Genomic DNA, 21,616 nt, shown 5'->3' on the forward strand with positions numbered 1-21,616 from the left:
GGGGCGTTGCTCCGATGCCGGTTGCGGAATCAGTAGTTGGTGACGGTGGTGCGGCTGGCCGTGATCGAGACCGACACCGAGACGCTGGTGGTGGTCGAGCTGCCGTCCGTCGGCGTGGAACCATCATCGGTCGTCGGGTTCTTCAGCGCAGCGACGAAATCGGCGATGCCCTTCTTCAGGATTTCATAGGTCTTGTCGATGTTGCTGGCGATGTCGCCGTTGAGGACCTTGAGGCTGGACAGGATGCCGCGCGCTTCATCGAAGCCCTGGTCGACGCCCTTCTGGATCAGGCTCATGAACTTGTCGATGTTGGCGTCCCGCTTGCTGGTGTCAGCGGCGCCGTCGGCGCTGTCGGCACCGTCCGTGCTGTCGCCGGTCTTGCTGTTTTGGCTGAACAAGCCGAACGCGCTCTTGATGAACGACAGGATGCGGCCGGCGGTGGCTTCCGGGCTGTTGTCTTGCGAAGCGGCGTTCTGGATGGCGTTGTCGCCGAGTTCCGGCTTCAGTATGTCGTTGAGGTTTTCGATCGCCGACTTGTAGACCAGCGACAGCGGGTCGTTCTGCGAGGACAGCGACACTTCCAGTGACGATTGCAGAATGGCTGCGTTGAGCTGTTGCTTGGCGATGGCCGGGGTCAGTTTGACATCTTTCGCACCGGTCGCGCCGTCCGTCTTGGTGGCGTCGTCAGTGGTGGAGGCATCGGTGGTCGCGGGCAGGCTGGTGGCCGGCGTGTTGGTATTGATCGTGTTGGTGCTGATAGACATGGCAGGTCTCCTGTACAAGGACCGCACGCAAGAAGGAGGGGAAATGGCAGTCCATCCTCAACTTACGGCATGCTGACCGAAATCTGAAGGTCACAATGCCAACTTCGTTTGTAAGAATTTATGACCAGAATCGAGACAATACGTATCGTTTTCACTGAAATTGAGGTAATTATTGTTTTTTGGAAACGTCCTTTTGCAGCTATCGTGCATCTCAGTTCATGAGAGCGATGATCCTGTCTCTCAAATCGCTTGCGGCGAAATTATCTAAGGTTGGATGACACCGCTCTTGTCCACTGTCGTCACGTCGACATAGGTGGAGCCCTGATGACTGGACGGTGAAAAATTGATTTGATAGCCGGCGTGGTCGTAGGTTTTGTCGTTGACTGTTTCCAGCGCGACAATCAATTTCTCGTGCGTCAGCCGGTGGCTTGCGCGACTAAGGCCTTCGGCCAGCACTTTTGCGGCGATATAACCTTCGAGTCCGAGATAGCTGAATTGTCCGATCCTGGCGACGCGCATCGCCTTTTGGTATTCATGCACGATGGGCGTGCGCGCTTTCCACGGATGCGGCACGACTTGCGAAATGATCAGGCCGCTTGCGGCTTCTTCCAGGTCGCTGGTCAGCAGCGGGCTGCACACCAGCGAAGCGCAATAAAAATAACCGAGATAGCCCTTGGCGCGCAGGTTGCGTATCAAGGCGCTGTTGACGTTTTGTGAAATGCTCATGATTAGCACCACGTCGGGTCGGCTTTCCAATAGTTTGTCGGCGATCTTGTCGACGTTTTGTCCCATGATGCTTTCCGACGCGACCAGCTGTGCGTTTGCATTGCTGATCTTGGCTTTCATCATGACGTTGTGCGGCAGTCCCGTAGCGTCATTGAAGATCGCCAGCCGTTTCAGTCCCATCTGCGTGAAGCGCGAAAACAGATAGTCGTATTCGTTGGCATAGCTCGCGCGTATCGTGAAGACATGCCGGTTGAACGCGGCGTACACAATCCAGGAGCCCGTCACAGGGGCGAAATACGGCACCTTGCGTTCGTTGATCAGCGGCAATACGGCGGCGGTGGTTTGTGCGCCGATATAGCCGAACAGCGCGATGGCCTTGTGCTCGTCGAGCAGCTCCTGCGTGTTCTTGAGCGCCAGGGTGGGATCGTTCTGGTCATCCAACGTCATCAACCTGACCCGGCGACCCGCTATGCCGCCGCGACTGTTGAGCTGGGCGAAGTAGACGTTTGCTCCGGTGATGAACTGGCGTGTGATCTTGGCATAGGGGCCGCTCAGATCCGCAGACTGGCCGACAACAATGTCGTTGTTGCCGGCAGGTTCGGCGGGATTGAATTGTCCATGGGCATGGCAACACAAAAAAAACAGGGTCAGCGCAGCGATGCGCCGCACGGGAAGGAATGGTATTCGCATGGTCTCGACACCTCCACCAGTTGTTGGCCGTAGAGATGGTTTTGTCGTGCTACTCAGAGTAGCAACGATGCACGAGGAGGCAATGCTTTTATGCGAATCGGACCCACAAACCGGCTGAATCTTGACGATGTACGAACCTCGTCAGAATCTTTTTCTACAGTTCTTCCACCATGAACAAACGCCGGTGTTCGCGCATGGCGTAACGGTCGGTCATGCCGGCAATGTAGTCGGATACCTGGCGCGCCTGGCGGCGCTGGCCTTCGTCGTCCTGTTCGGCAACCACGTAGTCGGGCGGCAAGAGCGTTGGTTGCGCCAGGAAGGCCTGGAACAATTCGGCGATGATGCGGCGCGCCTTGGCGGTCATGCGATTGACCTGGTAGTGGCGATACAGGTTCTGGCGCAGGAAGCGCTTGAGCACGGCGGCTTCCTGCTGCATCGGTTCGGAGAAGGCGATCAGGGGCGCGGCGTTGCGTACGTCCTCGATGCTGAGGGGCGCTGCGGCGGCGATGTTTTCCTGCGAGGTGCGGATGAGGTCGACGATCAAGGTATTAATCATGCGGCGCACGGTTTCGTTGATGGCGCGGCGACCGGTGATGCCGGGATAGGCCAGTTCCGCTTCGCGCTGATGGCGTGCGAAGAAATCCACTTCACCCAGCTGCGCAATCGTCAGCAGGCCGGAACGCAGGCCGTCGTCGATGTCGTGGTTGTTGTAGGCGATCTCGTCGGCCAGATTGGCCAGCTGTGCTTCCAGGCTAGGCTGCTTCTTGTCGATGAAGCGCTGGCCGATAGCGCCGAGCTGGCGCGCGTTGGCCAGCGAGCAGTGCTTGAGGATGCCTTCACGCGTCTCGAACATCAGGTTGAGGCCATCGAAGGCACCATAGTGCTGTTCGAGGTCGTCGACCACGCGCAGGCTTTGCAGGTTGTGCTCGAAGCCGCCGAAGTCCTTCATGCAGGTGTTCAGCTCATCCTGGCCGGCGTGGCCGAACGGCGTGTGGCCGAGGTCATGGGCCAGCGAGATGGCTTCCACCAGGTCTTCGTTGAGGCGCAGATTGCGTGCGCAGGAGCGCGCAATCTGGGCGACTTCGATGCTGTGGGTCAAGCGCGTGCGGAACAGGTCGCCCTCATGATTGACGAAGACCTGAGTCTTGTATTCGAGGCGGCGGAACGCGGTGGAGTGGATGATGCGGTCGCGATCGCGCTGGTATTCGGTACGCGATCCGGGAGCAGGTTCGGAGAAGCGGCGCCCGGTCGATGTTGCTGCATGGGCGGCATAAGGTGCAAGGTGGAGCGGCGCGTCTTGGGTCATGTCAGGAACTCATTCAGGTGCTTCAATGCAGATCTTCAATCGACGGCGACGCAATGACTTCTGCAACCGTCGTCCTCAGCTCGGGGTTTGTACGCAGGCCGCCAGCGTCTGCAGCAAGACATCCTGCGGCACGTTGGTGATCAGCGGCTGACCCAGCGGCTTGATCAGGATGAACTTGATCGCGCCGCCTTCATTCTTCTTGTCGACTTCCATCAGTTCCAGCCAACGCTCCGTCCCGAGGTCTGGCGCCACGACAGGCAGGCCCGCTGCCTTGACCAGTGCAGTCAGGCGATCCTTCGAGACGGCGTCGATGTAGCCCAGCCGATGCGACAGGTCGGCCGCCATCACCATGCCGCAGCCGACCGCTTCGCCGTGCAGCCATTGGCCGTAGCCGAGGCCGTTCTCGATCGCGTGGCCGAAGGTGTGGCCGAAGTTGAGGATGGCGCGCAGGCCGCCTTCGCGTTCATCCTGGCGCACTACCTCGGCCTTGATTTCGCAGGAACGCTGGATCGAATAGGCCAGCGCGGCGTTGTCCTTGGCGACCAGCTTGCCGATGTTGGCTTCGATCCAGTCGAAGAACGGGGCGTCGATGATGGCGCCATGCTTGATCACTTCGGCCAGGCCGGCCGCCAGTTCGCGCGACGGCAGCGTGTGCAGCGTGGCGGTATCGGCGATCACGGCTTGCGGCTGGTAGAACGCGCCGATCATGTTCTTGCCGAGCGAATGGTTGATGCCGGTCTTGCCGCCGACCGAGGAGTCGACCTGCGACAGCAGCGTGGTCGGGATCTGCACGAACGGCACGCCGCGCATGTACGACGCCGCTGCGAAACCGGTCAGGTCGCCGATGACGCCGCCGCCGAGTGCGACCAGCGTGGTCTTGCGATCGCATTTTTCGGCGAGCAGGACATCGAACACTTTCATCAGGCTGGCCCAGGTCTTTTGTTCTTCACCGTCGGGCAGCACGATTTCGGTGACTTGCTTGCCGGCGTCTTCGAGCAGCTTGCGCACGCGCGGCAGGTACAGCGGACCGACCTTGTCGTTGGTGACGACGGCGACGCGCTTGCCGGCGACGTGGCGCGTGAGCAATTCGGGGTTCGACAGCAGATCGTGGCCGATGGTGATCGGGTAGCTGCGCTCTCCCAGTTCGACTTGCAGGGCGACGGGGACGAAGGTGGAAGCGGTCATGGCAGGTTCGGCGGAGGCGGCTGGTGGTGTGGAGGAGGTAGCTGGCGCAAAGGCGGCATCGGCAGTCTGTTTGGGTGTCAGTTCGAGCTGGCTCAGGATGGCCTGCACCAGGAACTGCACGTTGGGGCGGCCGGTCTCGATGACGAAATCGGCTACTTCGCGGTAATACGGATCGCGCTGGCGCGACAACTCTTCGAGCTTGCGGCGCGGATCGGCGGTTTGCAGCAACGGGCGATTCTTGTCGCGCCCGGTGCGCTGCAGGATCTGGTTGATGCCGGCGCGCAGATAAATCACGGTGCCGCGCTGCTTCAGGTAGGCGCGGGTTTCGGCGCGCAGGATGGCGCCGCCGCCGGTGGCCAGGACGATGTCTTGCTGGGCGCTCAGTTCGCGGATGACGTCGGCCTCGCGCTTGCGAAAACTTTCCTCGCCTTCGATTTCAAAAATCACGGGAATGGTTGTGCCGGTGCGCGACTCGATCTCGTGATCGGAGTCGACGAAGCGCTTGTTCAGTTTTTTCGCCAGGGCACGCCCTATCGTTGTCTTGCCGGCGCCCATCAGGCCGACAAGAAAAATGCTTCCACTCATATACGATTTTTCACTGCGGGATTGTCCGGATAGCTGGTCGCTGGAGGCCTCTGTTGTTGGTTTTTCGGCCTGCCGTGCGCAACCAGCTGCAACAGACGATTTTACCGTCTGTTGCGCCGTTGTCGGGGAAATATCGGGAAAAACATGGATTTCGAGATGATTAACGCAGGAAATTGCGGTCGGCGACGATTTTCGGCGTGAGGAAGATCAGCAGTTCCGTCTTGTGGTCGATGCGGGCGCTATGTTTGAACAGGTTGCCGATCACCGGGATGTCGCCCAGCAGCGGCACCTTGGAAACGGTGTTCGATTCGGTCTGCGTGTAGATCCCGCCGATGACGACGGTGCCGCCATTTTCCACCTGCACCAGCGTCTTGACGTGTTTGGTGTTGATTGCCAACCCGCCCGGCGTGGCGGTGCCGCGGCTGTCCTTGTTGATGTCGACGTTGAGGATGACGTTGCCGTCCGGTGTGATCTGTGGCGTCACTTCGAGCTTGAGGTTGGCCTTCTTGAAGGCAGTCGAGGTGGCGCCGCTGCTGGTGGCTTGCTGGTAGGGAATTTCCTCGCCCTGTTCGATCAACGCAGGTTGCTGGTCGGCAGTGACCACGCGCGGGCTGGACACGATCTTGCCTTTGCCGTCGGCTTCCAGCGCCGATAGTTCTAGCGTAAGGAAGCGGTTGGCGGCGGCGTTGAACAGGCTCAGCGCGAAACTGCCTGCAGCTGCGCCGCCGATTCCTTGCGCCGGCAGGTTGACGGCGTGGTTGGCGGAATATGAACTGGCGGCAGCCTTGGTCAGACCCGCCGCTTCGCCCACCTGGTTGTAGGTGCTGCCCGCGGCGAAGCCATTGGCCCGGGCGGAAAATCCGAGGCGCGCGCCGAGATTGCGGCTGAAGCTGTCGTCGGCTTCGACGATGCGCGCTTCGATCAGCACCTGGCGAGCGGCGACGTCGATCTTTTCCAGCAGCTTGCGGATGTTGTCGAGCACCGATGGCGTATCGGTCACGAACAACTGGTTGGTGCGCTGATCCACCACTGCGCTGCCGCGGCGCGACAGCAGTGTGGGGCGGCGTTCGCCGTGCGGGTTGATGCCGGCGGCGATGTCTTCGCCGAACACTTTGCGGAAGGCTTCGGCCTTCTGGTAGTTGAGCTGGAATACTTCGGCGCGCAACGGTTCGAGTTCGGCGATCTGGGCGCGTTGCTCCAGTTCAAGCCGTTCGCGCGTCAGCAGCTCTTCGCGCGGCGCCACCCACATGACGTTGCCGTTGCGCCGCATGTCCAGCCCGCGCGCCTGCAGCACGATGTCCAGCGCCTGATCCCACGGCACGTCTTTCAGGCGCAAGGTCAGCGCGCCGCCGACGCCATCGCTGGCAATGATGTTGATGCCCGTGAAATCGGCCAGCACCTGCAGGATGGCGCGCACCTCGATGTTCTGGAACTGCAGCGACAGCTTGTCGCCGCGGTAAGGCTGATGGCGTTGCGCCGGCCCCTTGCCGGCGTCGGCCGGGGCGCGCACTTCGATCACCAGTTGCGCCTCCTTCTGATAGGCGTGATATTCCGCCAGCGGTTCGGCGTCGATCAGCAGCCGTACAGCCGCACCGCGACGGCCAGCGTCGATGGCGTTGACCGGCGTGCCGAAATCGCCGACCTCAAGGCGTCGCGGCAAACGCGCGGGCAGGTCGGCGTTGAGGATGTCGGCGATGATCTGCCGTCCTTGCCGGCGGATGTCGAGCGCGGTCTCCGGTCCCGGCAGATCGACGATGACGCGGCCCTCGCCTTGCGTGCCGCGGCGGAAGTCGATGCCGCCGATCAGGGGCCTGCCGGCCGCCGGCAACGTCTCATTGCCGGAAATGGCGACGACGATGGCGCCGGCTTCGGTGCGCACGGAGTAGGGCGACATATGCCGCAGGTTGAGCACCACGCGGCTGCGTCCGGCAGAGGACGCGACGGAATGGTTGCGCAACGGCCCGGTGTCGAGGTTTTGTTGCTGGGCGTCGATGGCGTTGTCTGTGTCGGCAAGATCGATCACGATGCGGGCCGGCGAGACGGTGGAGAAATGCACGGGCGCGGTTGTCGGCGGGTAGCGCAGTGTCAGGCGTACTTCGACACGGCTGTCGAGTTGCTCCGCGTCGATGGCGAGAAGGGCGTTGCGCTGCTGTGCCTGCACGCCACCGCAAATCAGTGGCGAGAACGCCGTCCACAATGCGAGCCGGTACAGCGTTTTGATCATTTTCCGCTTCCTTGCAATTCGAGCGCCGTCATGCGCTTTTCCCAGTTGCCGCCGTTGCGGACCAGTTCTTCCAGTTCGATGCGTCTGTCCTTGATGCTGCGGATGACGCCGAAATTCTGGCCCAGGTAATCGCCCGCACGCGCGGGATAGACGATCTTGTCGACCTGCAGCAAGGCATCCGAGCGACCGTCGCGCGACAGTGTGCCGACCAGGCGTATCGATTCCAGCGGGACGCCCTCGAGCGGTTGTCTGGCGCCGCGCTGGGGTGGACGTTCATTGCTATCGATCTCGTCCGGCAGGGTGGCCGGATGGCCGAACGGGGTAACGGCATCTCCATCGTCTGCGATGGGGTACGCCTGGGGAATGAACTCATTTGCCGGCTGGATGACGGGCTGCGTCGATGGCGTGTCAAGGCGAATGGCGTCGAGCTGCGCGCGCAGTTGCTCCGGCGTGTCGCGTTCGGCACAACTCGTCAGGAGCAAGGCAAACAGGATCGCCGGCGAAAACGGTCGGACCGATTGCCGCGTCATGGCTTTTCCTCATCGCCTGTTTTACTGCGATAGGCCAGGGCGAGCGCTTCCAGCGTCACGCGGCCGGGCCGCTCGGCGTTGCTTAGACGCAGGTCGCTCAGGATGACGAGATGCGCCGTTGCCGCCATGTCGGCGGCAAAACGGCCGATGTCGTGGTAGTTGCCGCTCAGCCGGATGGCGATGGGCGCTTCGACGTAGCCGTTTTTTGTCTCTGGTCGCCCCGGCCTGGCGAATTCGAATTGCAGCCGGTTTTGCAGCGCGGCATCGCCAATGGCGTCCAGCACCGGATCGATGCCGGCCTGCGGTTGCAGTTGCTGTTCCAGTGTCGCGACAATGTGCTCCAGATGTTGAGCGCGTCGGGCGGAATGGGTGAAGGTCATGGCCCGGCGGTACTTTTCCCGATAGCTGGATTTCAGTGCGGCGTAGTCGAGTTCGCTGAGGTCCAGCGCGTCGATTGCAGGTCGCAGGCAGAGCTGCCAGCCGGACAGCAGCACCGCCAGCAAGAGCATCAGCAGCAAGGCGCCGCGCCATGCGCGCGGCCAGGTCGACGGATGGCGGCCGTTGAGTTCACGCCATTGCAACAGGAGTTCCGCCGCGTTCATCGCGCCGCCACGACACGATGGCCGGCCGTGATCACGAAGTCATGGAGTCGGCCGGGATCGGTCGATGCGGGTTTTGTGTTGACCGCGCTGCGTGCTTCTTGCAGCTCAATGTGTGTGAATGCACCGTCGGCGTCGCGCAATGCTTCCAGCAGTTGCATCACATGCCGGTGCGACGGCGCGGAACCGTTCAAGGTGAAGCTACGGCCTTGCTGGACCAATGTGGTGAGGAAAACTTGCGGCGGCATGCGGCGCGCCAGTTCTGCCAGTAATCGCGTTGCCTCGTTGCGCTGCTGTTGCAGCGCTTCAAGGTGGCGTCGTTGGTTTTCAAGCGCGGCACTCTTTTCGTCCTGTGACTTACCCGCCTCGATGGCGGTATCCAGTCGGCCGTGCTCGGCGCGCAACAGATCGAGCAGTTGCTGCTGCCGTGTCGCTTGCCCCGCGATATGCCATGACAGGAACAGTACGACGGCAAGTCCGGCGGCCACCGTCGCGGCCAGCAACAGGTAAAAGCGGCGATGCGCTCCCGCTGCGGGATTGCGCTGTGCCAGGAAATTGATGCCGCTCATCGGTCGAAGCGCCGCAAGGCCAGGCCGCACGCAGTGGCGCAGGCAGGGCCGTTCACCGCCAGCTTCCCGCGGTCAATGCCGGGCGTCAACGCCACGCCGGCGAAGGGCGCGGCCACCAGGGTGCTGACAGCCGTGTGCCGGTGCACGGCCTCAACCAAGCCGGGAATGCTCGCCCCCGGTCCCGCCAGCACGATGTGTGCAGGCGCGCACGACGACTGCTGCCGCAATGTTTGCAGCGCCTGCGCAATATGCCTGGCTGCGTGTGCCAGGTAGGTCGCCAGGACATCGTTCTGGTCGGCATCATATTGCTGCAAGTCGCCCTGCAATTGCCGGTGGCCGATTGCCAGTTGCCGTTCGCCGGCAACGCAGCCGTCGCAGCACAACGACAGGAGTGCGCCGTGTGTTTCCAGGTTCACCAAAGCGAAGGTGGAAGAAGTCTGTGCTGCAGGCAGTGTCCTCGCCACGGCCGTCAGTGCCGCATGGCTTTCGATGTCGGCGACCACTGCCTGCAGTCCAAGGGACTCCGTCACGGCGATGCGGTCTTCGACGTCGTCGCGGTGCGCTGCGGCGATCAGCATGTCGAGCTGTCCCGGCGTATCGCGCGTTGGTCCGATGATGCGAAAATCGAGCAGGGCTTGCGCCAGCGGATAGGGCAGCACGCCTTCGGCATGTTTGCCGGCCAGGGCCGCCTGCTGCTCCCGGCTGCTGCCGGCAGGGACTGCGAGTATGTGCGTGATCGCCTGTGCGGACGGGATGGCGATGGCGACTTGTCTGGTCTGCGATCCGCTTTTCTCCCACAGACGGGACACGGCCTCCATCACCTGGCGCAGATTGTCGATGCCGTCCTCGCCGATGGCGCCGTCGGGCAGCGCTTCGCGCGCGCAATATGCCAGTTGCGCCACGTGCGCGCGATCTCCGGAGAATTCGACCATCCTGACTTCGGATCGGCCGATGTCCAGCCCGACCATTGACGGTGCGCTGCGGTGGAAGAAGCTGGACAGATTCAACAAAATTGCATTCTGGACATGAGAGGAAGCGACGATGTTTGCCTGGCGCGGTCGCGGATCACCGGACCAAACAATCGAGAATGATTGTCATTAAGACAATATGCGGCATCCTAGCAACAACATTTGTTGTCTGTAAAGCAATTTTCCTGTCGGCATCATCGCGGATCCCAAACCGGCGTGGCGAAACTTCCCGGCGCAAACGGTTTCTGAGCAACGATTGCGCTGCGACGCGTTGCCGTCACGCGACCCGCGCTGCCGTATTTCAGCCTTGTTCCGGAGAATTGCCGGAATTCACCTTCCCGCAAGTCGTTATAATGCGGGGATTGTCTTTCTCACCAGTCTCACGCGCATGACCACCCCAGAAAACAACGGCAAAGCGCCAGCTTCGCAACCCGCTGACGCAACACCGAACCCTGCGAGTGCCTCCGCACCTGCAGCTACTCCCGCCGCCGCCAAGACAGTCAAAAAACGCCTGCATCCGATCCTGCGCGTGCTGCTGGGCAGCGTCGGCCTGCTGGTGGCACTCGTGCTGATGGCGGTGCTGGTGCTGGGGTTTGTGGTCACGCTGGCGTATCCCAAGCTGCCTGACCTCGACACGCTGACCGACTATCGTCCCAAGATTCCGCTGCGGGTGTTCTCCGCAGATGGCGTGCTGATCGGCGAGTTCGGCGAAGAGCGCCGCAACCTGGTGCACATCAAGGACATCCCGGACATCATGAAGAAGGCCGTGCTGGCGATCGAAGATGACCGCTTCTACGAGCACGGCGGCGTCGACTATCAGGGCATCGTGCGCGCCTCGGTGGCCAACCTGTCGGGCGGCAGCGGCGGCGCCAGCACCATCACGCAGCAGGTGGCGCGCAATTTCTTCCTGACCAGCAACGAGCCGACCTTCCTGCAAAAAGCGTCGCGCAAATTCCTCTACGAAATTCCGCTGGCCTGGAAAATTGAACGCAACCTGACCAAGGACCAGATCCTCGAGGTCTACATGAACCAGATTTATCTGGGGCAGCGCGCTTACGGATTTTCCTCGGCGGCGCAAATTTACTTCGGCAAGCAGCTCAAGGAGCTGACCATCGCTGAATCGGCCATGCTGGCCGGTTTGCCAAAGGCGCCGTCGGCCTATAACCCGGTAGTCAACCCGAAACGCGCTCACGCGCGCCAGCAATACATCTTGCTGCGCATGCGCCAGCTCGGCTACATCACCGACGCGCAATATACCCAGGCCAAGGATGAGGAACTGAAGGTCAAGACCGACAGCACGGCCTTCGGCGTGCATGCGGAATACGTCTCGGAAATGGCGCGCCAGCTGGTCTATGCGCAGTTCAAGGACGACACCTACACGCGTGGCCTGAACGTCTTCACCACCATTACCAAGGCCGACCAGGACGCCGCCTACCTGGCGCTGCGCCGCGGCATCATCGACTACGAACGTCGCCACGGCTACCGCGGTCCGGAAGGCTACATGGAGATTCCGACCGCCTCGAAGGAAGAAGCCGACGACGCCATTGAATCCGAGCTGGCCGATCACCCGGACAGCGACGACCTGATCGCCGCCGTCGTGCTGGAAGCCACCACCAAGGAAATCACTGCCGTGCTGGCCACCGGCGACGAGATCAAGATTTCCGGCAGCGGCCTCGGCTTCGCCGGCAACCTGCTCAGCGAAAAAGCGCCGCCGCAGAAGAAGATCAAGCGCGGCGCCATCATTCGCGTGTTCCAGGACGGCAAGAACTGGATCGTCACGCAAATGCCGGAAGTCGAATCGGCGTTCATTTCGCTCGATCCCAATGACGGTTCGATCCGTTCGCTGGTGGGCGGCTTCGACTTCAACCGCAACAAGTTCAACCACGTGATCCAGGCATGGCGCCAGCCGGGCTCGTCGTTCAAGCCGTTCATCTATTCATCGTCGCTGGAAAAAGGTTTGTCGCCGGCCACCATCATCAATGATGCGCCGCTGACGTTCACCCAGACCGGCGGCCAGGTATGGCAGCCGAAGAATTACGGCGGCAAGTTCGAAGGTCCGATCTCGATGCGCCGCGCACTACAGAAGTCGATCAACCTGGTGTCGATCCGCATCCTCGAACGCGTCGGCGTCAAGTATGCGCAGGAATACATCACGCGCTTCGGCTTCGACGCCGACAAGAACCCGCCTTACCTGACGCTGGCGCTGGGCGCCGGCGCGGTGACGCCGTTGCAGATGGTGGGCGCCTATTCGGTGTTCGCCAACGGCGGCTACAAGATCAATCCCTACCTGATCTCGAAGATCACCGACAACAACGGCAACACGCTGTCCGAAGCACATCCGGCACGTTCCGGCGACGAAGCCAACCGCGTCATTGATGCGCGCAACGCCTTCGTGATGGACAGCATGCTGCGCGACGTCGTGCGTCACGGCACTGCGGTCAAGGCGCTCTCGCTCAAGCGCACCGACCTGGCCGGCAAGACCGGCACCACCAACGATTCGATGGACGCCTGGTTCGCCGGTTATCAACCGAATCTGGTAGGTATCGCGTGGATGGGCTACGACCAGCCGAAGAGCCTGGGCGACCGCGAAACCGGCGGCGGCCTGGCGTTGCCGATCTGGATCAGCTACATGCAGAAGGCCCTCAAGGATGTGCCGATGGTCGACCGTACGGTGCCGACCGGTCTGATCGAGTCGGGCGGCGAGTACTACTATTCCGAATATCCGCCGAGCTCCAGCGTGCGCGATCTGGGTCTGGGCGAACATGGCGCGGCGGCGTCGCCGGAAGAGGAAAAAGCCAAGAACCAGATGAAGAACGAATTGTTCTGACGGCCGCAATATCGGCAATCTGATGGCGCAAAAGAAAACGGCAGGGTGATCGAACCCCTGCCGTTTTTTTACGTCTGCAATATCGTCGTCAGATTGTCAGGCCGTCTGCGCGTATTGCTGATAACCGCGCGCCCGCAGATCACAGGCCGGGCATTTGCCGCAGCCGTAGCCCCAGTCGTGCAAGGCGCCGCGCTCACCCAGATAACAGGTGTGCGTGTCCGAGCGGATCAGGTCGACCAGCGCCTTGCCGCCGAGGTCTTCGGACAGGCGCCACGTTGCGGCCTTGTCAATCCACATGAGCGGCGTTTCGACTTTGAGATGCGTCGCCATGCCCAGGTTGAGCGCGACCTGCAAGGCCTTCATGGTGTCGTCGCGGCAATCCGGATAACCCGAGAAATCAGTCTCGCACATGCCGCCCACCAGAACATCCAGCCCGCGTCGATAGGCCACCGTCGCCGCTACTGTCATGAACAGCAGATTGCGGCCCGGCACGAAGGTGTTGGGCAAGCCGTTTTCTTGCATTGAGATGGCGACGTCCCGCGTCAAGGCGGTGTCGGAAATCTTGCTGATCAGGGACAGATCGATCATATGGTCTTCGCCAAGCTTGTTGTTCCACTCGTCCGAAAAGCCGCGCATTTTTTCCAGCAGCGCGGGGCGCACTTTCAGTTCGATGGCGTGACGCTGGCCGTAGTCGAAGCCGATGGTTTCGACTTTGTCATAGCGCGAAAGCGCCCACGCGAGGCAGGTGGTGGAGTCCTGGCCGCCGCTGAACAGGACCAGCGCGCGGTGCGGCAAGGAGGGACGTGGCGTTGTTGCGATGTTCATGTTTCTGTCTTCTTATTGATGGGTCGTGAGGCTTGTTGTTGCTACCGCTGTTTCTATTTCTTGCTGACGTTGTCAAGCGTCTGTTCAATGAAGTCGCCGTCCGGATCGGTAAAACGCAGGCGCACCGGATACCAGTCCGATGACGGCGCCAGCCAGATGTCAAGCTTCTGGCTCTTGTCGTCCGGCGGCGGCGCGCGGAAGATGTGCACGGCGTTGACCTCGCCCTGTTTTGTCTTGATCTTTTCGCGGCCGACCACCTTGAAGCTCCATTGTTCGGCGTCGCGCGGACCGGCCACGAAGAACAGCCATTCGGAACCGTTGGTGAACTTGTCCGGCGCGCCGCGCGCCACCGAGATCAGTTGCCAGATGATGCTGGTGCGATCCTGTTCACCGCCCTTGAGCGGATAGGTCTCGGTCGATTGCGTGAAGTTGATGGCGTGGGTTTCGCGATTGAAGGTGGTGGTGGACGCTTCGCGGCGGAAGCGCTTCTCCACGAAGCGCGCCGGCGCCAGTCCGTACTCGTCAATGTCGCCTTCGCTGGTGGCTTCAAGGATTTTACCGACCAGCATGGCGCGCGTTTCGGCGTTGACGCTGTATTTGCCGTTGGCGTTGCTCCACTTGACCGTCGATTCGCCGGTGACTTGCAGGCCGCTTTGCTTGGCTTCGATGTTGTAGTGGAGGTCGGCCGACGGCGGCAGGCTGACCTTGCGCTTGAGCACGGGATGTTCAGCCGGATCGGCGGCCAGGGCCAGAGGTGAAATGGTGGCTGCACTCAGCAGCAGGACGCCAAGCAGGCGCGACAGGTGCGACAGGTGCGAAGAGATGTTGTCGGTTTGACTATGCATGTGAAATCACTTGAAAATTCGGCAACTGCCCGGCGGCGATGCGTGTGCCGGGACGGTCCATGCCTACGGTTTTTCGGAGCGTTGCAGATTTGTTCGACCACGCTCGATGGCGCTAGTTTATAGAGTTTTTATTGCAGAGTTTTTGTCACGAGGTTTTGATGCTGGACAGCGACAGTTCCAGATAGTCGCCGTTTGTTTCGGTAAAACGCAGCCGCGCCGGATACCACTGCCGTCCCGGCTCGAGCCAGATGTCGAGGCGTTGCTCGTAAGAGCCCGGGCGCGGCTGGCGCACTACATGCCAGACCTGGGCGGCGCCGGTGATGAGGCGGATTTCTTCCTGCCCGAGCACCTGCATGCGCCACACTTCGCCGTCGCGTACGCCCGCCACGAACATGTCGATGACCGCGCCGGGTGCGAATTTTCCGCTGTCGCCGCGACCGATGGCGGCCAGTTGCCAGATCAGGCTGGCGCGATCCTGCTCGCCGCCGGCGCGCGGATAACTGGTGGTCGAGGCGGAAAAGCTGACAACGTTGCGTTCGCGGTTGAAATGTGTGTTGGTGGCGGGGCGGTTGCGTTTCTTCTCGGTGTACAGCTCGGGCTCGACGCCGAACGCGCCGATCTCGCCGCTGCTGGTGAAGTTGAGGAAGGCGATCTTGGCAAACAGGCGCGTATAGACCTCGCCGTCGACCGTGTAGCGGCTGCGGTCGGTTTTCCAGTCCAGCGTGCTGGTGCCGCGCCAGGTAAGGTTGTCGGAAAATGCCACCACGTCGTATTCAAGTGCGGCCGATGGCGGCAGATCGATGCGATATTGCGTGCCCTGGACGAGGGGCGGGCTGTCCTCTTTCGGCGCCGCGGGTTCGGCGACGTCGTGAGTCTGTAAGGGCTGCGGCGCCGGAACATCGCTTGTCGGCGGGCTGTCGCCGGCGGCGAAGGTTGCAACCGAATCTGATGGTGGTTGCGCCGGGGAGGCCGGCGGGCGCGGTTTTTTGAGAACAGGTTTCGGCGATTTGGGTGCAGCAGCGGCCGGCAGAGACACCGGTTGCGTGGGCAACGCCAGCGGGCGCAGCGTCACGCTCACGCTGGAGGCGGCGCGCTCATCGGCAGTCGCCGCGTTGAAATAGTTCTTGCCCCAGTGGATGGCCAGCACGTGCAGCACGATGGTGAGCAGGATCAGCGCGGCAATGCGCCGGCGCCTGGTGGGTGGAAAAGCGGTTGCTTCTGTCATGGCGCAAGTGTATCGCGGCCTTGCGATCCTAAGGCGAGGAATGCGTTGCCCGCGCCTGCAAACCACGTACAATCATCGCAAGCTTAGTGTACGTTTTTACCGATGGGAGACTGCAATGCTGAACCAAAACAACATGCCCGGCGCCGGATCGATTTCCGACACCATGGAATTCATGCGCAAGATGTGGGGCAGCATGGGCGCGCCGGCGATAGGCATTCCGTCGCTCTCGGTAGACGAAATCAACAAGAAGATCTCGGACCTCAAAACGGTCGCCTCCTGGCTTGAACTCAACATGAACATGTTGCGCGCCACCATACAGACGCTGGAAGTGCAAAGCGCCACGCTGACGACGCTGCAGGCGATGGGGGCGATCCTGTCGACGCGCGAAGGCGAGGGCGCCGCCGCGAAGACGGGGTCGCCGTTCGGCTTCCCGGCATGGCCGCCGCAAGGCAAGCCGGCGGCGGAATCCGCACCTGCGCGTGCGCCGGAACCTGAGCCGGAACCGGAGCCTGAAGTTGAACCGGAAGAGGCCCCGCAGCCTCAAGCCGCTGCACCGTCCGCTTCCGGCGACAAACCCGACCCCGCCGCGCCCGACTTCCAGGCGTCGATGGCCAATCCGACGGCATGGTGGAACTTGCTGCAGGAACAATTCCAGCAGGCGGTCGGCAACGTGCTGGCGGATCAGCCGCCGGTCGGAAAAGATGTCAAAACACCATCTCCCGGGGCTCAGAAAAAAACAACAAAAGCCAAACCTGCGGCCAAACCGCGAACACGCGCTAAATCGACTGTTGTACAATCTGGCAAACCCAAGCCAGCCTCCCGCAAGCCAAAATCCCCTTGATCGGCGCAAAACAACAACATTTGTCCGCATAATTTGCGAGACTTTGCCGCTTGTCATCATTCTGAAATGAAGCCGTTTTAGTATGGGGACGGGGAAAATTCTTGGTAAAATCAACAAGTTAAATCATAGGCAAGGTCAGAATGCTGTACCCAGAACTGTTTAAATCGCTCGAGCAAGTCCGCTGGAACATGGATAAAGATATTCCTTGGGACAAATTCGACGCGTCCATGCTCTCCGACGAGCAAGCCCAGACCATTCGCATGAATGCGATCACTGAATGGTCGGCGCTGCCTGCGACGGAAATGTTTCTGCGCGACAACCGCGGCGACAGCGACTTCTCCGCATTCATGTCGGTGTGGTTCTTCGAAGAGCAAAAACATTCGCTGGTGCTGATGGAATATCTGCGCCGCTTCAAGCCCGAGTTCGCGCCGACCGAAGAAGAATTGCACAATGTGCGCTTTGAGTTCGATCCGGCGCCGCCGCTGGAAACGCTGATGATGCACTTCTGCGGCGAAATCCGTCTGAACCACTGGTACCGCTGCGCCTCCGACTGGCACACCGAGCCGGTCATCAAGCAAATCTACAAGATCATCAGCCAGGACGAAGCGCGCCACGGCGGCGCTTATCTGCGCTACATGAAAAAGGCTCTGGTCGAAGTCGGCGATACTGCGCGCGCAGCCTTCGCCAAGATCGGCGTGCTGATGGCTTCGGCCCGCCGCACCGAAAAGCCGCTGCATCCGACCAACCTGCATGTCAATCAGGCGCTGTTCCCGAACGATACCGTGCAAAGCCGTTTGCCGGATCCGGAGTGGCTGGAGCACTGGCTAGACACGCAGATCAAGTTCGACAGCGAGTGGGAAAAGAAGGTCGTCGACCGCATCCTGCACAATATGTCGCTGCTGTTTGAGCGTACGTTCGAGACCGTGCAGGAGCTGAACCGCTACCGCAAGGAAGTCGTCACGCGCATGGCGCCGCCGGCACATCCCGCCGCCGCCTGACCGGGTCGCTTCCGAATCGGCAAAGCCGCACTCAGGTGCGGCTTTTTTACATGCGAATGCAAGCTTGCAACGCAAACGTTATCTGGAATTGTCCATGAGTGATTTCGAGAAAAAAATCTGCAGCCGCGCCGACCTGCAAGCGCGCGTCGCCGCCTTGCCGCAGCCGGTAGTGCTGACCAACGGCGTGTTCGACATCCTGCATCGCGGCCATGTGACCTACCTGGCGCAGGCGCGCGCCGAAGGCGCATCGCTGGTGGTCGCGGCCAATACCGATGCCTCGGTAAAACGCCTCGGCAAGGGCGATGATCGTCCGATCAACACCTGCGAAGACCGCATGGCCGTACTGGCCGCGCTGGAGTCGGTGTCGCTGGTGGTGCCCTTCGATGAAGACACTGCACTGGAAGTGGTGCAGGAAGCGCGCCCGCAGATTTACGTCAAGGGCGGCGATTACGACATGGCGGCGATTCCGGAAGGGCAGGCAGTTGCGGCCTACGGCGGAAAATCCGTGGCGATTGCGTTCGAACACGACCGTTCGACGACCAAGCTGCTGGCCAAGGTGCGCAAGTAGGCCGTCAGCCTCGGCGCCTGGAGCGCAGATGAAAAAAGCGGCCCGCGGGCCGCTTTTTTTCTGCTCACCTTCAGTGGGCGAGACACCTCAGTGATGCATGTGTTCCATCCCACCCTTGGCGTCTTTCGCATCCTTGCCGGCGGTCTTGTCTTCGACGTAAATCGATACCTCCAGCTTGCCGGCCTTCTCAAACGTCAGCGTCAGCGGAATCTTGTCGCCCAGCTTGAGCGGCTGGCTCAGGCCGATCAGCATGATGTGATAGCCGTTGCCGGGCTGCATGGCGATCTTTTCGGATGGCTTGATGTCGATGCTGCCGACTTCGCGCATCTTCATGACGTTGCCGTCCATGGACATGGTGTGGATTTCGGAGGATTTGGCGACCGGCGAACTGACCGACACCAGCTTGTCGCCGGTCTTGCCCTTGTTTTCGATGCTCAGGTAAGCGCCGCCGGACGGCTGGCCCGGGACGGTCGGACGCGCCCACGGGTGGCCGACCTGCAGGTCGCCGGCTTTGTAATCATGGGCGGAAGCGGCACCGCTCAGCGCGATGCCGGCGATCAGGGCCAGGCGGGAGAATAAATGACGGTGGAACATGGATATCCTTGGAAAAATGGGAGAGGGAGGTCGATCTTGCGGTACATCCCTCAAACCGGTGGCGCGCGCGCCCAGCTGTCTTCGCGCAACCGCTGCAGTTGCGATACCCGTTGCGGTGCCGGCGTCGTGATGTAGACCAAGGCGGCGTGGAAGGCGTCGACATTGCTGTCCGGAAAATCCAGGTGAAACGGCTGGCCCCCGCTGCAGTACAGGCAATGCGCATGCGCCATCTGGCCCGGTGCGCCCGTAGGGCTTTGCCACGATGCCGAGGTCGAGCAGATCCCCATGGCCATCTCGGACGACGATTTGGCCGCCGCCTGCGATGCCAGCGGCAACAGGCTGCCGATCACCAGGCAGGCGATGGCGATCCAGGTGGCGACGGGACGGAGAAGGCTCGGCATAGGGCGCAGATTATAGCAAGCGGGTTTTTCTTGCACGCCTGCAGCAAGTCGTTTTACCGTGGATAATGCCGCGCCGGGCCGAATTTCGGTGAAATACGAACGGATGTGCCAAAGATCGCACCGGATGAAGTCTTTTGAACGAATCGGCCCGCTTTTATGTGATTTCATGCGATTTTGCCGCAGCATCGAAATCGCCGACGCAAATTGATTGTTGGCAGGCGCTAGGCTAGACTTACCGTCTTTTGCCGGTTTCATCTAATAATTTTGAGGAGACATTCATGTCCAGCATGAAAAAACTGTCGTTGCGCACCTTGGTCAGCACCCTCGTATTGGCAGCAGTCTGTTCCGCGCCGGCCCTGGCTGCGGACAAGGCAGTTCTGGTTACCGCAATCGTCGAACATCCTGCCCTGGATGCCGTCCGCGACGGCGTCAAGGACGAACTGAAGGACGAAGGCTTCGAAGCCGGCAAGAATCTCAAGTGGGAATACCAAAGCGCCCAGGGCAACACCGGCACCGCTGCGCAGATCGCCCGCAAATTCGTCGGCGACAAGCCTGACGCCATTGTCGCCATCGCCACACCATCGGCCCAGGCCTTGGTCAGCGCCACCAAGACCATTCCGGTCGTCTATTCCGGCGTGACGGATCCGGTCGCTGCGCAACTGGTCAAGGACTGGAAGCCTTCCGGCACCAACGTCACCGGGGTGTCCGACCTGCTGGAACTGGAAAAGCAAGTCGACCTGATCAAGCGCGTCGTGCCCAACGTCAAGCGCGTCGGCATGGTCTACAACCCCGGCGAAGCCAATTCCGCCGTGGTCGTCAAGGCGATGAAGGAATTGCTCGGCAAGTCCGGCATCACGCTGGTTGAAGCCGCTGCGCCACGTACGGTCGACGTCGGTTCCGCCGCCAAGAGCCTGATCGGCAAGGTCGATGTGATCTACACCAACACCGACAACAACGTCGTGTCCGCCTATGAAGCGCTGGTCAAGGTCGGCAACGACGCCAAGATTCCGCTGGTGGCCTCCGATACCGACAGCGTCAAGCGCGGTGCGATTGCTGCGCTGGGCGTGAACTACTATGACCTGGGCCGTCAGACCGGCAAAGTTGTCGCACGCATCCTGAAGGGCGAAAAGCCGGGCGACATCGCCTCGGCCACCAGCAGCAAGCTGGAATTGTTCGTCAATACGACCGCTGCGCAAAAACAAGGCGTGACCTTGTCGGCTGACCTGATCAAGTCGGCCAAGACAGTCATCAAATAATCAGTCATCAACGAAAAAGCAAGCGCCCGCCTAGAGGCGCTTTTTGCGCCTCCCCCCTAGAGGCGCTTTTTCATACACAGCATCACAGAGGAGAGGGTATGTTCACACTGAGTAAAACTTTGCGCGCCGTCACCGGCGCACTCGCGCTGGCGGCCGTTTGCGCCGCGCCGGCCATGGCCGCGGACAAGAGTGTCATGGTCACGTCGATCGTTGAGCATCCGGCGCTGGACGCCGTACGCGACGGCACCCGCGACGAACTCAAGGCTGAAGGTTACGAGGCCGGCAAGGGTTTCAAATTCGAATTCCAGAGCGCCCAGGGCAATGCCGGCACAGCCGGTCAGATCGCCAAGAAATTCGTCGGCGACAACCCTGACGTGATCGTCGCCATCGGCACCCCGTCGGCGCAGCCGCTGGTGGCGTCGACCAAGACCATCCCTATCGTGTACTCCGGCATCGCCGACCCGATCGCCGCGCAACTGGTCAAGGACTGGGGCCCGTCCGGCACCAACGTGACTGGCCTGTCGCACATGCTCGACCCGGTCAAGCAAGTCGAGATCATCAAGAAGGTCCTGCCGACCGCCAAGCGCATCGGTATCGTCTACAATCCGGGCGAATCCAATTCGGTGTCGGCCTTGAACGCCATCAAGGCCGTGCTGGAAAAGCAGGGCATGACGCTGGTGGAAGCCGCCGCGCCGCGCTCGGTTGACGTCGCGCCGGCCGCCAAGAGCCTGATCGGCAAGATCGACCTGATGTACACCACCACCGACAACGTGGTCGTATCGACCTTCGAGTCGCTGGCCAAGGTCTGCAACGATGCCAAGATCCCGCTGCTGGCTTCCGACACCGGTAGCGTCAAGCGCGGCGCCGTGGCGGCACTGGGCGTGAATTTCTACGACCTGGGCCGCCAGACCGGTAAAATCGTGGCGCGCATCCTCAAGGGTGAAAAGCCGGGCGACATTCCATCGTCGACCAGCAAGAACCTGGAGCTGTACATCAACACCTCCGCCGCACAGAAACAAGGCGTGACGCTGTCGCCCGAGTTCCTCAAGTCGGCAACCAAGGTCATCAACTGATCGGAGCAATCCGCTCG

20 protein-coding genes are annotated in these 21,616 nt (G+C 61.2%); 6 read left to right on the forward strand and 14 right to left on the reverse strand.

The genetic code is table 11. The features are described from left to right. Positions 1 to 29 precede the first annotated feature (29 nt). The 9 genes from ACIROY_RS06745 to pilM all read right to left on the reverse strand — a co-directional run bounded on the left by ACIROY_RS06745 (position 30) and on the right by pilM (position 10,188). The gene (locus tag ACIROY_RS06745; protein ID WP_402340733.1) at positions 30 to 764 is read right to left on the reverse strand and encodes a DUF5610 domain-containing protein; all 735 of its coding nucleotides are present in this window, start codon (positions 762 to 764) and stop codon (positions 30 to 32) included. A 264-nt stretch (positions 765 to 1,028) separates the two neighbouring features. Beyond that, the gene (locus tag ACIROY_RS06750; protein ID WP_402340735.1) at positions 1,029 to 2,180 is read right to left on the reverse strand and encodes an ABC transporter substrate-binding protein; all 1,152 of its coding nucleotides are present in this window, start codon (positions 2,178 to 2,180) and stop codon (positions 1,029 to 1,031) included. Between the two features lie 154 nt (positions 2,181 to 2,334). After that, on the reverse strand, positions 2,335 to 3,486 hold the full coding sequence (locus ACIROY_RS06755; protein ID WP_402277139.1) for a deoxyguanosinetriphosphate triphosphohydrolase: 1,152 nt from the start codon (positions 3,484 to 3,486) through the stop codon (positions 2,335 to 2,337). A gap of 75 nt (positions 3,487 to 3,561) precedes the next feature. Further along, positions 3,562 to 5,256 (reverse strand): bifunctional shikimate kinase/3-dehydroquinate synthase AroKB, encoded by a 1,695-nt coding sequence (gene aroKB / locus ACIROY_RS06760; protein WP_402340738.1) that lies wholly within the window; start codon positions 5,254 to 5,256, stop codon positions 3,562 to 3,564. A 160-nt stretch (positions 5,257 to 5,416) separates the two neighbouring features. After that, complete coding sequence (pilQ, locus tag ACIROY_RS06765) at positions 5,417 to 7,480, reverse strand: type IV pilus secretin PilQ (RefSeq protein WP_402340741.1); 2,064 nt, start codon at positions 7,478 to 7,480, stop codon at positions 5,417 to 5,419. Further along, the gene (locus ACIROY_RS06770) at positions 7,477 to 8,010 is read right to left on the reverse strand and encodes a pilus assembly protein PilP (protein ID WP_402277133.1); all 534 of its coding nucleotides are present in this window, start codon (positions 8,008 to 8,010) and stop codon (positions 7,477 to 7,479) included. Before ACIROY_RS06770 ends, pilQ begins: the two co-directional genes overlap by 4 nt. Then, entirely contained in the window at positions 8,007 to 8,612 is a 606-nt protein-coding gene (locus ACIROY_RS06775) for a type 4a pilus biogenesis protein PilO (RefSeq protein WP_402340743.1), read from the reverse strand. The genes ACIROY_RS06770 and ACIROY_RS06775 overlap by 4 nt, the downstream gene beginning before the upstream one ends. Next, positions 8,609 to 9,178 (reverse strand): PilN domain-containing protein, encoded by a 570-nt coding sequence (locus ACIROY_RS06780; protein ID WP_402340746.1) that lies wholly within the window; start codon positions 9,176 to 9,178, stop codon positions 8,609 to 8,611. The genes ACIROY_RS06775 and ACIROY_RS06780 overlap by 4 nt, the downstream gene beginning before the upstream one ends. Further along, complete coding sequence (pilM, locus tag ACIROY_RS06785; protein WP_402340749.1) at positions 9,175 to 10,188, reverse strand: type IV pilus assembly protein PilM; 1,014 nt, start codon at positions 10,186 to 10,188, stop codon at positions 9,175 to 9,177. The genes ACIROY_RS06780 and pilM overlap by 4 nt, the downstream gene beginning before the upstream one ends. Positions 10,189 to 10,657: 469 nt before the next feature. On the opposite strand from pilM, the gene ACIROY_RS06790 reads away from it, so the two are divergent. Continuing rightward, entirely contained in the window at positions 10,658 to 12,973 is a 2,316-nt protein-coding gene (locus ACIROY_RS06790; protein ID WP_402277683.1) for a penicillin-binding protein 1A, read from the forward strand. Between the two features lie 96 nt (positions 12,974 to 13,069). On the opposite strand, the gene queC is transcribed toward ACIROY_RS06790, so the two are convergent. The 3 genes from queC to ACIROY_RS06805 all read right to left on the reverse strand — a co-directional run bounded on the left by queC (position 13,070) and on the right by ACIROY_RS06805 (position 15,868). Beyond that, positions 13,070 to 13,798, reverse strand: coding sequence for a 7-cyano-7-deazaguanine synthase QueC (queC, locus tag ACIROY_RS06795; protein ID WP_402277127.1), 729 nt, complete (start codon positions 13,796 to 13,798; stop codon positions 13,070 to 13,072). A 53-nt stretch (positions 13,799 to 13,851) separates the two neighbouring features. Then, positions 13,852 to 14,643: a DUF3108 domain-containing protein gene (locus tag ACIROY_RS06800; RefSeq protein WP_402340752.1), complete on the reverse strand. Its 792-nt coding sequence runs from the start codon at positions 14,641 to 14,643 to the stop codon at positions 13,852 to 13,854. 145 nt (positions 14,644 to 14,788) lie between these two features. After that, the gene (locus ACIROY_RS06805; RefSeq protein WP_402340755.1) at positions 14,789 to 15,868 is read right to left on the reverse strand and encodes a DUF3108 domain-containing protein; all 1,080 of its coding nucleotides are present in this window, start codon (positions 15,866 to 15,868) and stop codon (positions 14,789 to 14,791) included. Positions 15,869 to 15,983: 115 nt separating this feature from the next. On the opposite strand from ACIROY_RS06805, the gene ACIROY_RS06810 reads away from it, so the two are divergent. The 3 genes from ACIROY_RS06810 (at position 15,984) to rfaE2 (ending at position 18,275) form a co-directional block, all read left to right on the forward strand. Continuing rightward, positions 15,984 to 16,709, forward strand: a complete 726-nt coding sequence (locus ACIROY_RS06810; RefSeq protein ID WP_402340758.1) for a PhaM family polyhydroxyalkanoate granule multifunctional regulatory protein — start codon at positions 15,984 to 15,986, stop codon at positions 16,707 to 16,709. A 140-nt stretch (positions 16,710 to 16,849) separates the two neighbouring features. Further along, positions 16,850 to 17,707, forward strand: coding sequence for a ferritin-like domain-containing protein (locus ACIROY_RS06815; RefSeq protein WP_402277120.1), 858 nt, complete (start codon positions 16,850 to 16,852; stop codon positions 17,705 to 17,707). Between the two features lie 94 nt (positions 17,708 to 17,801). Further along, positions 17,802 to 18,275 carry a D-glycero-beta-D-manno-heptose 1-phosphate adenylyltransferase gene (gene rfaE2 / locus ACIROY_RS06820; protein WP_116434312.1) on the forward strand — a complete coding sequence of 158 codons (474 nt, stop codon included), beginning with the start codon at positions 17,802 to 17,804 and terminating at the stop codon, positions 18,273 to 18,275. A gap of 87 nt (positions 18,276 to 18,362) precedes the next feature. On the opposite strand, the gene ACIROY_RS06825 is transcribed toward rfaE2, so the two are convergent. Together ACIROY_RS06825 and ACIROY_RS06830 are read right to left on the reverse strand one after the other, a co-directional pair. Next, complete coding sequence (locus tag ACIROY_RS06825) at positions 18,363 to 18,869, reverse strand: copper chaperone PCu(A)C (RefSeq protein ID WP_402277117.1); 507 nt, start codon at positions 18,867 to 18,869, stop codon at positions 18,363 to 18,365. A gap of 50 nt (positions 18,870 to 18,919) precedes the next feature. After that, positions 18,920 to 19,270, reverse strand: coding sequence for a DUF2946 family protein (locus ACIROY_RS06830; RefSeq protein WP_402277115.1), 351 nt, complete (start codon positions 19,268 to 19,270; stop codon positions 18,920 to 18,922). A gap of 278 nt (positions 19,271 to 19,548) precedes the next feature. Between ACIROY_RS06830 and ACIROY_RS06835 the strand changes: the two genes are divergently transcribed. Continuing rightward, positions 19,549 to 20,526 (forward strand): ABC transporter substrate-binding protein, encoded by a 978-nt coding sequence (locus tag ACIROY_RS06835; RefSeq protein ID WP_402277113.1) that lies wholly within the window; start codon positions 19,549 to 19,551, stop codon positions 20,524 to 20,526. Between the two features lie 98 nt (positions 20,527 to 20,624). Next, the gene (locus ACIROY_RS06840) at positions 20,625 to 21,599 is read left to right on the forward strand and encodes an ABC transporter substrate-binding protein (protein WP_402277111.1); all 975 of its coding nucleotides are present in this window, start codon (positions 20,625 to 20,627) and stop codon (positions 21,597 to 21,599) included. Positions 21,600 to 21,616: the final 17 nt, after the last annotated feature.

This window comes from Herbaspirillum sp. NPDC101396, assembly GCF_044767365.1.
Classification (GTDB): Bacteria; Pseudomonadota; Gammaproteobacteria; order Burkholderiales; family Burkholderiaceae_D; genus Herbaspirillum.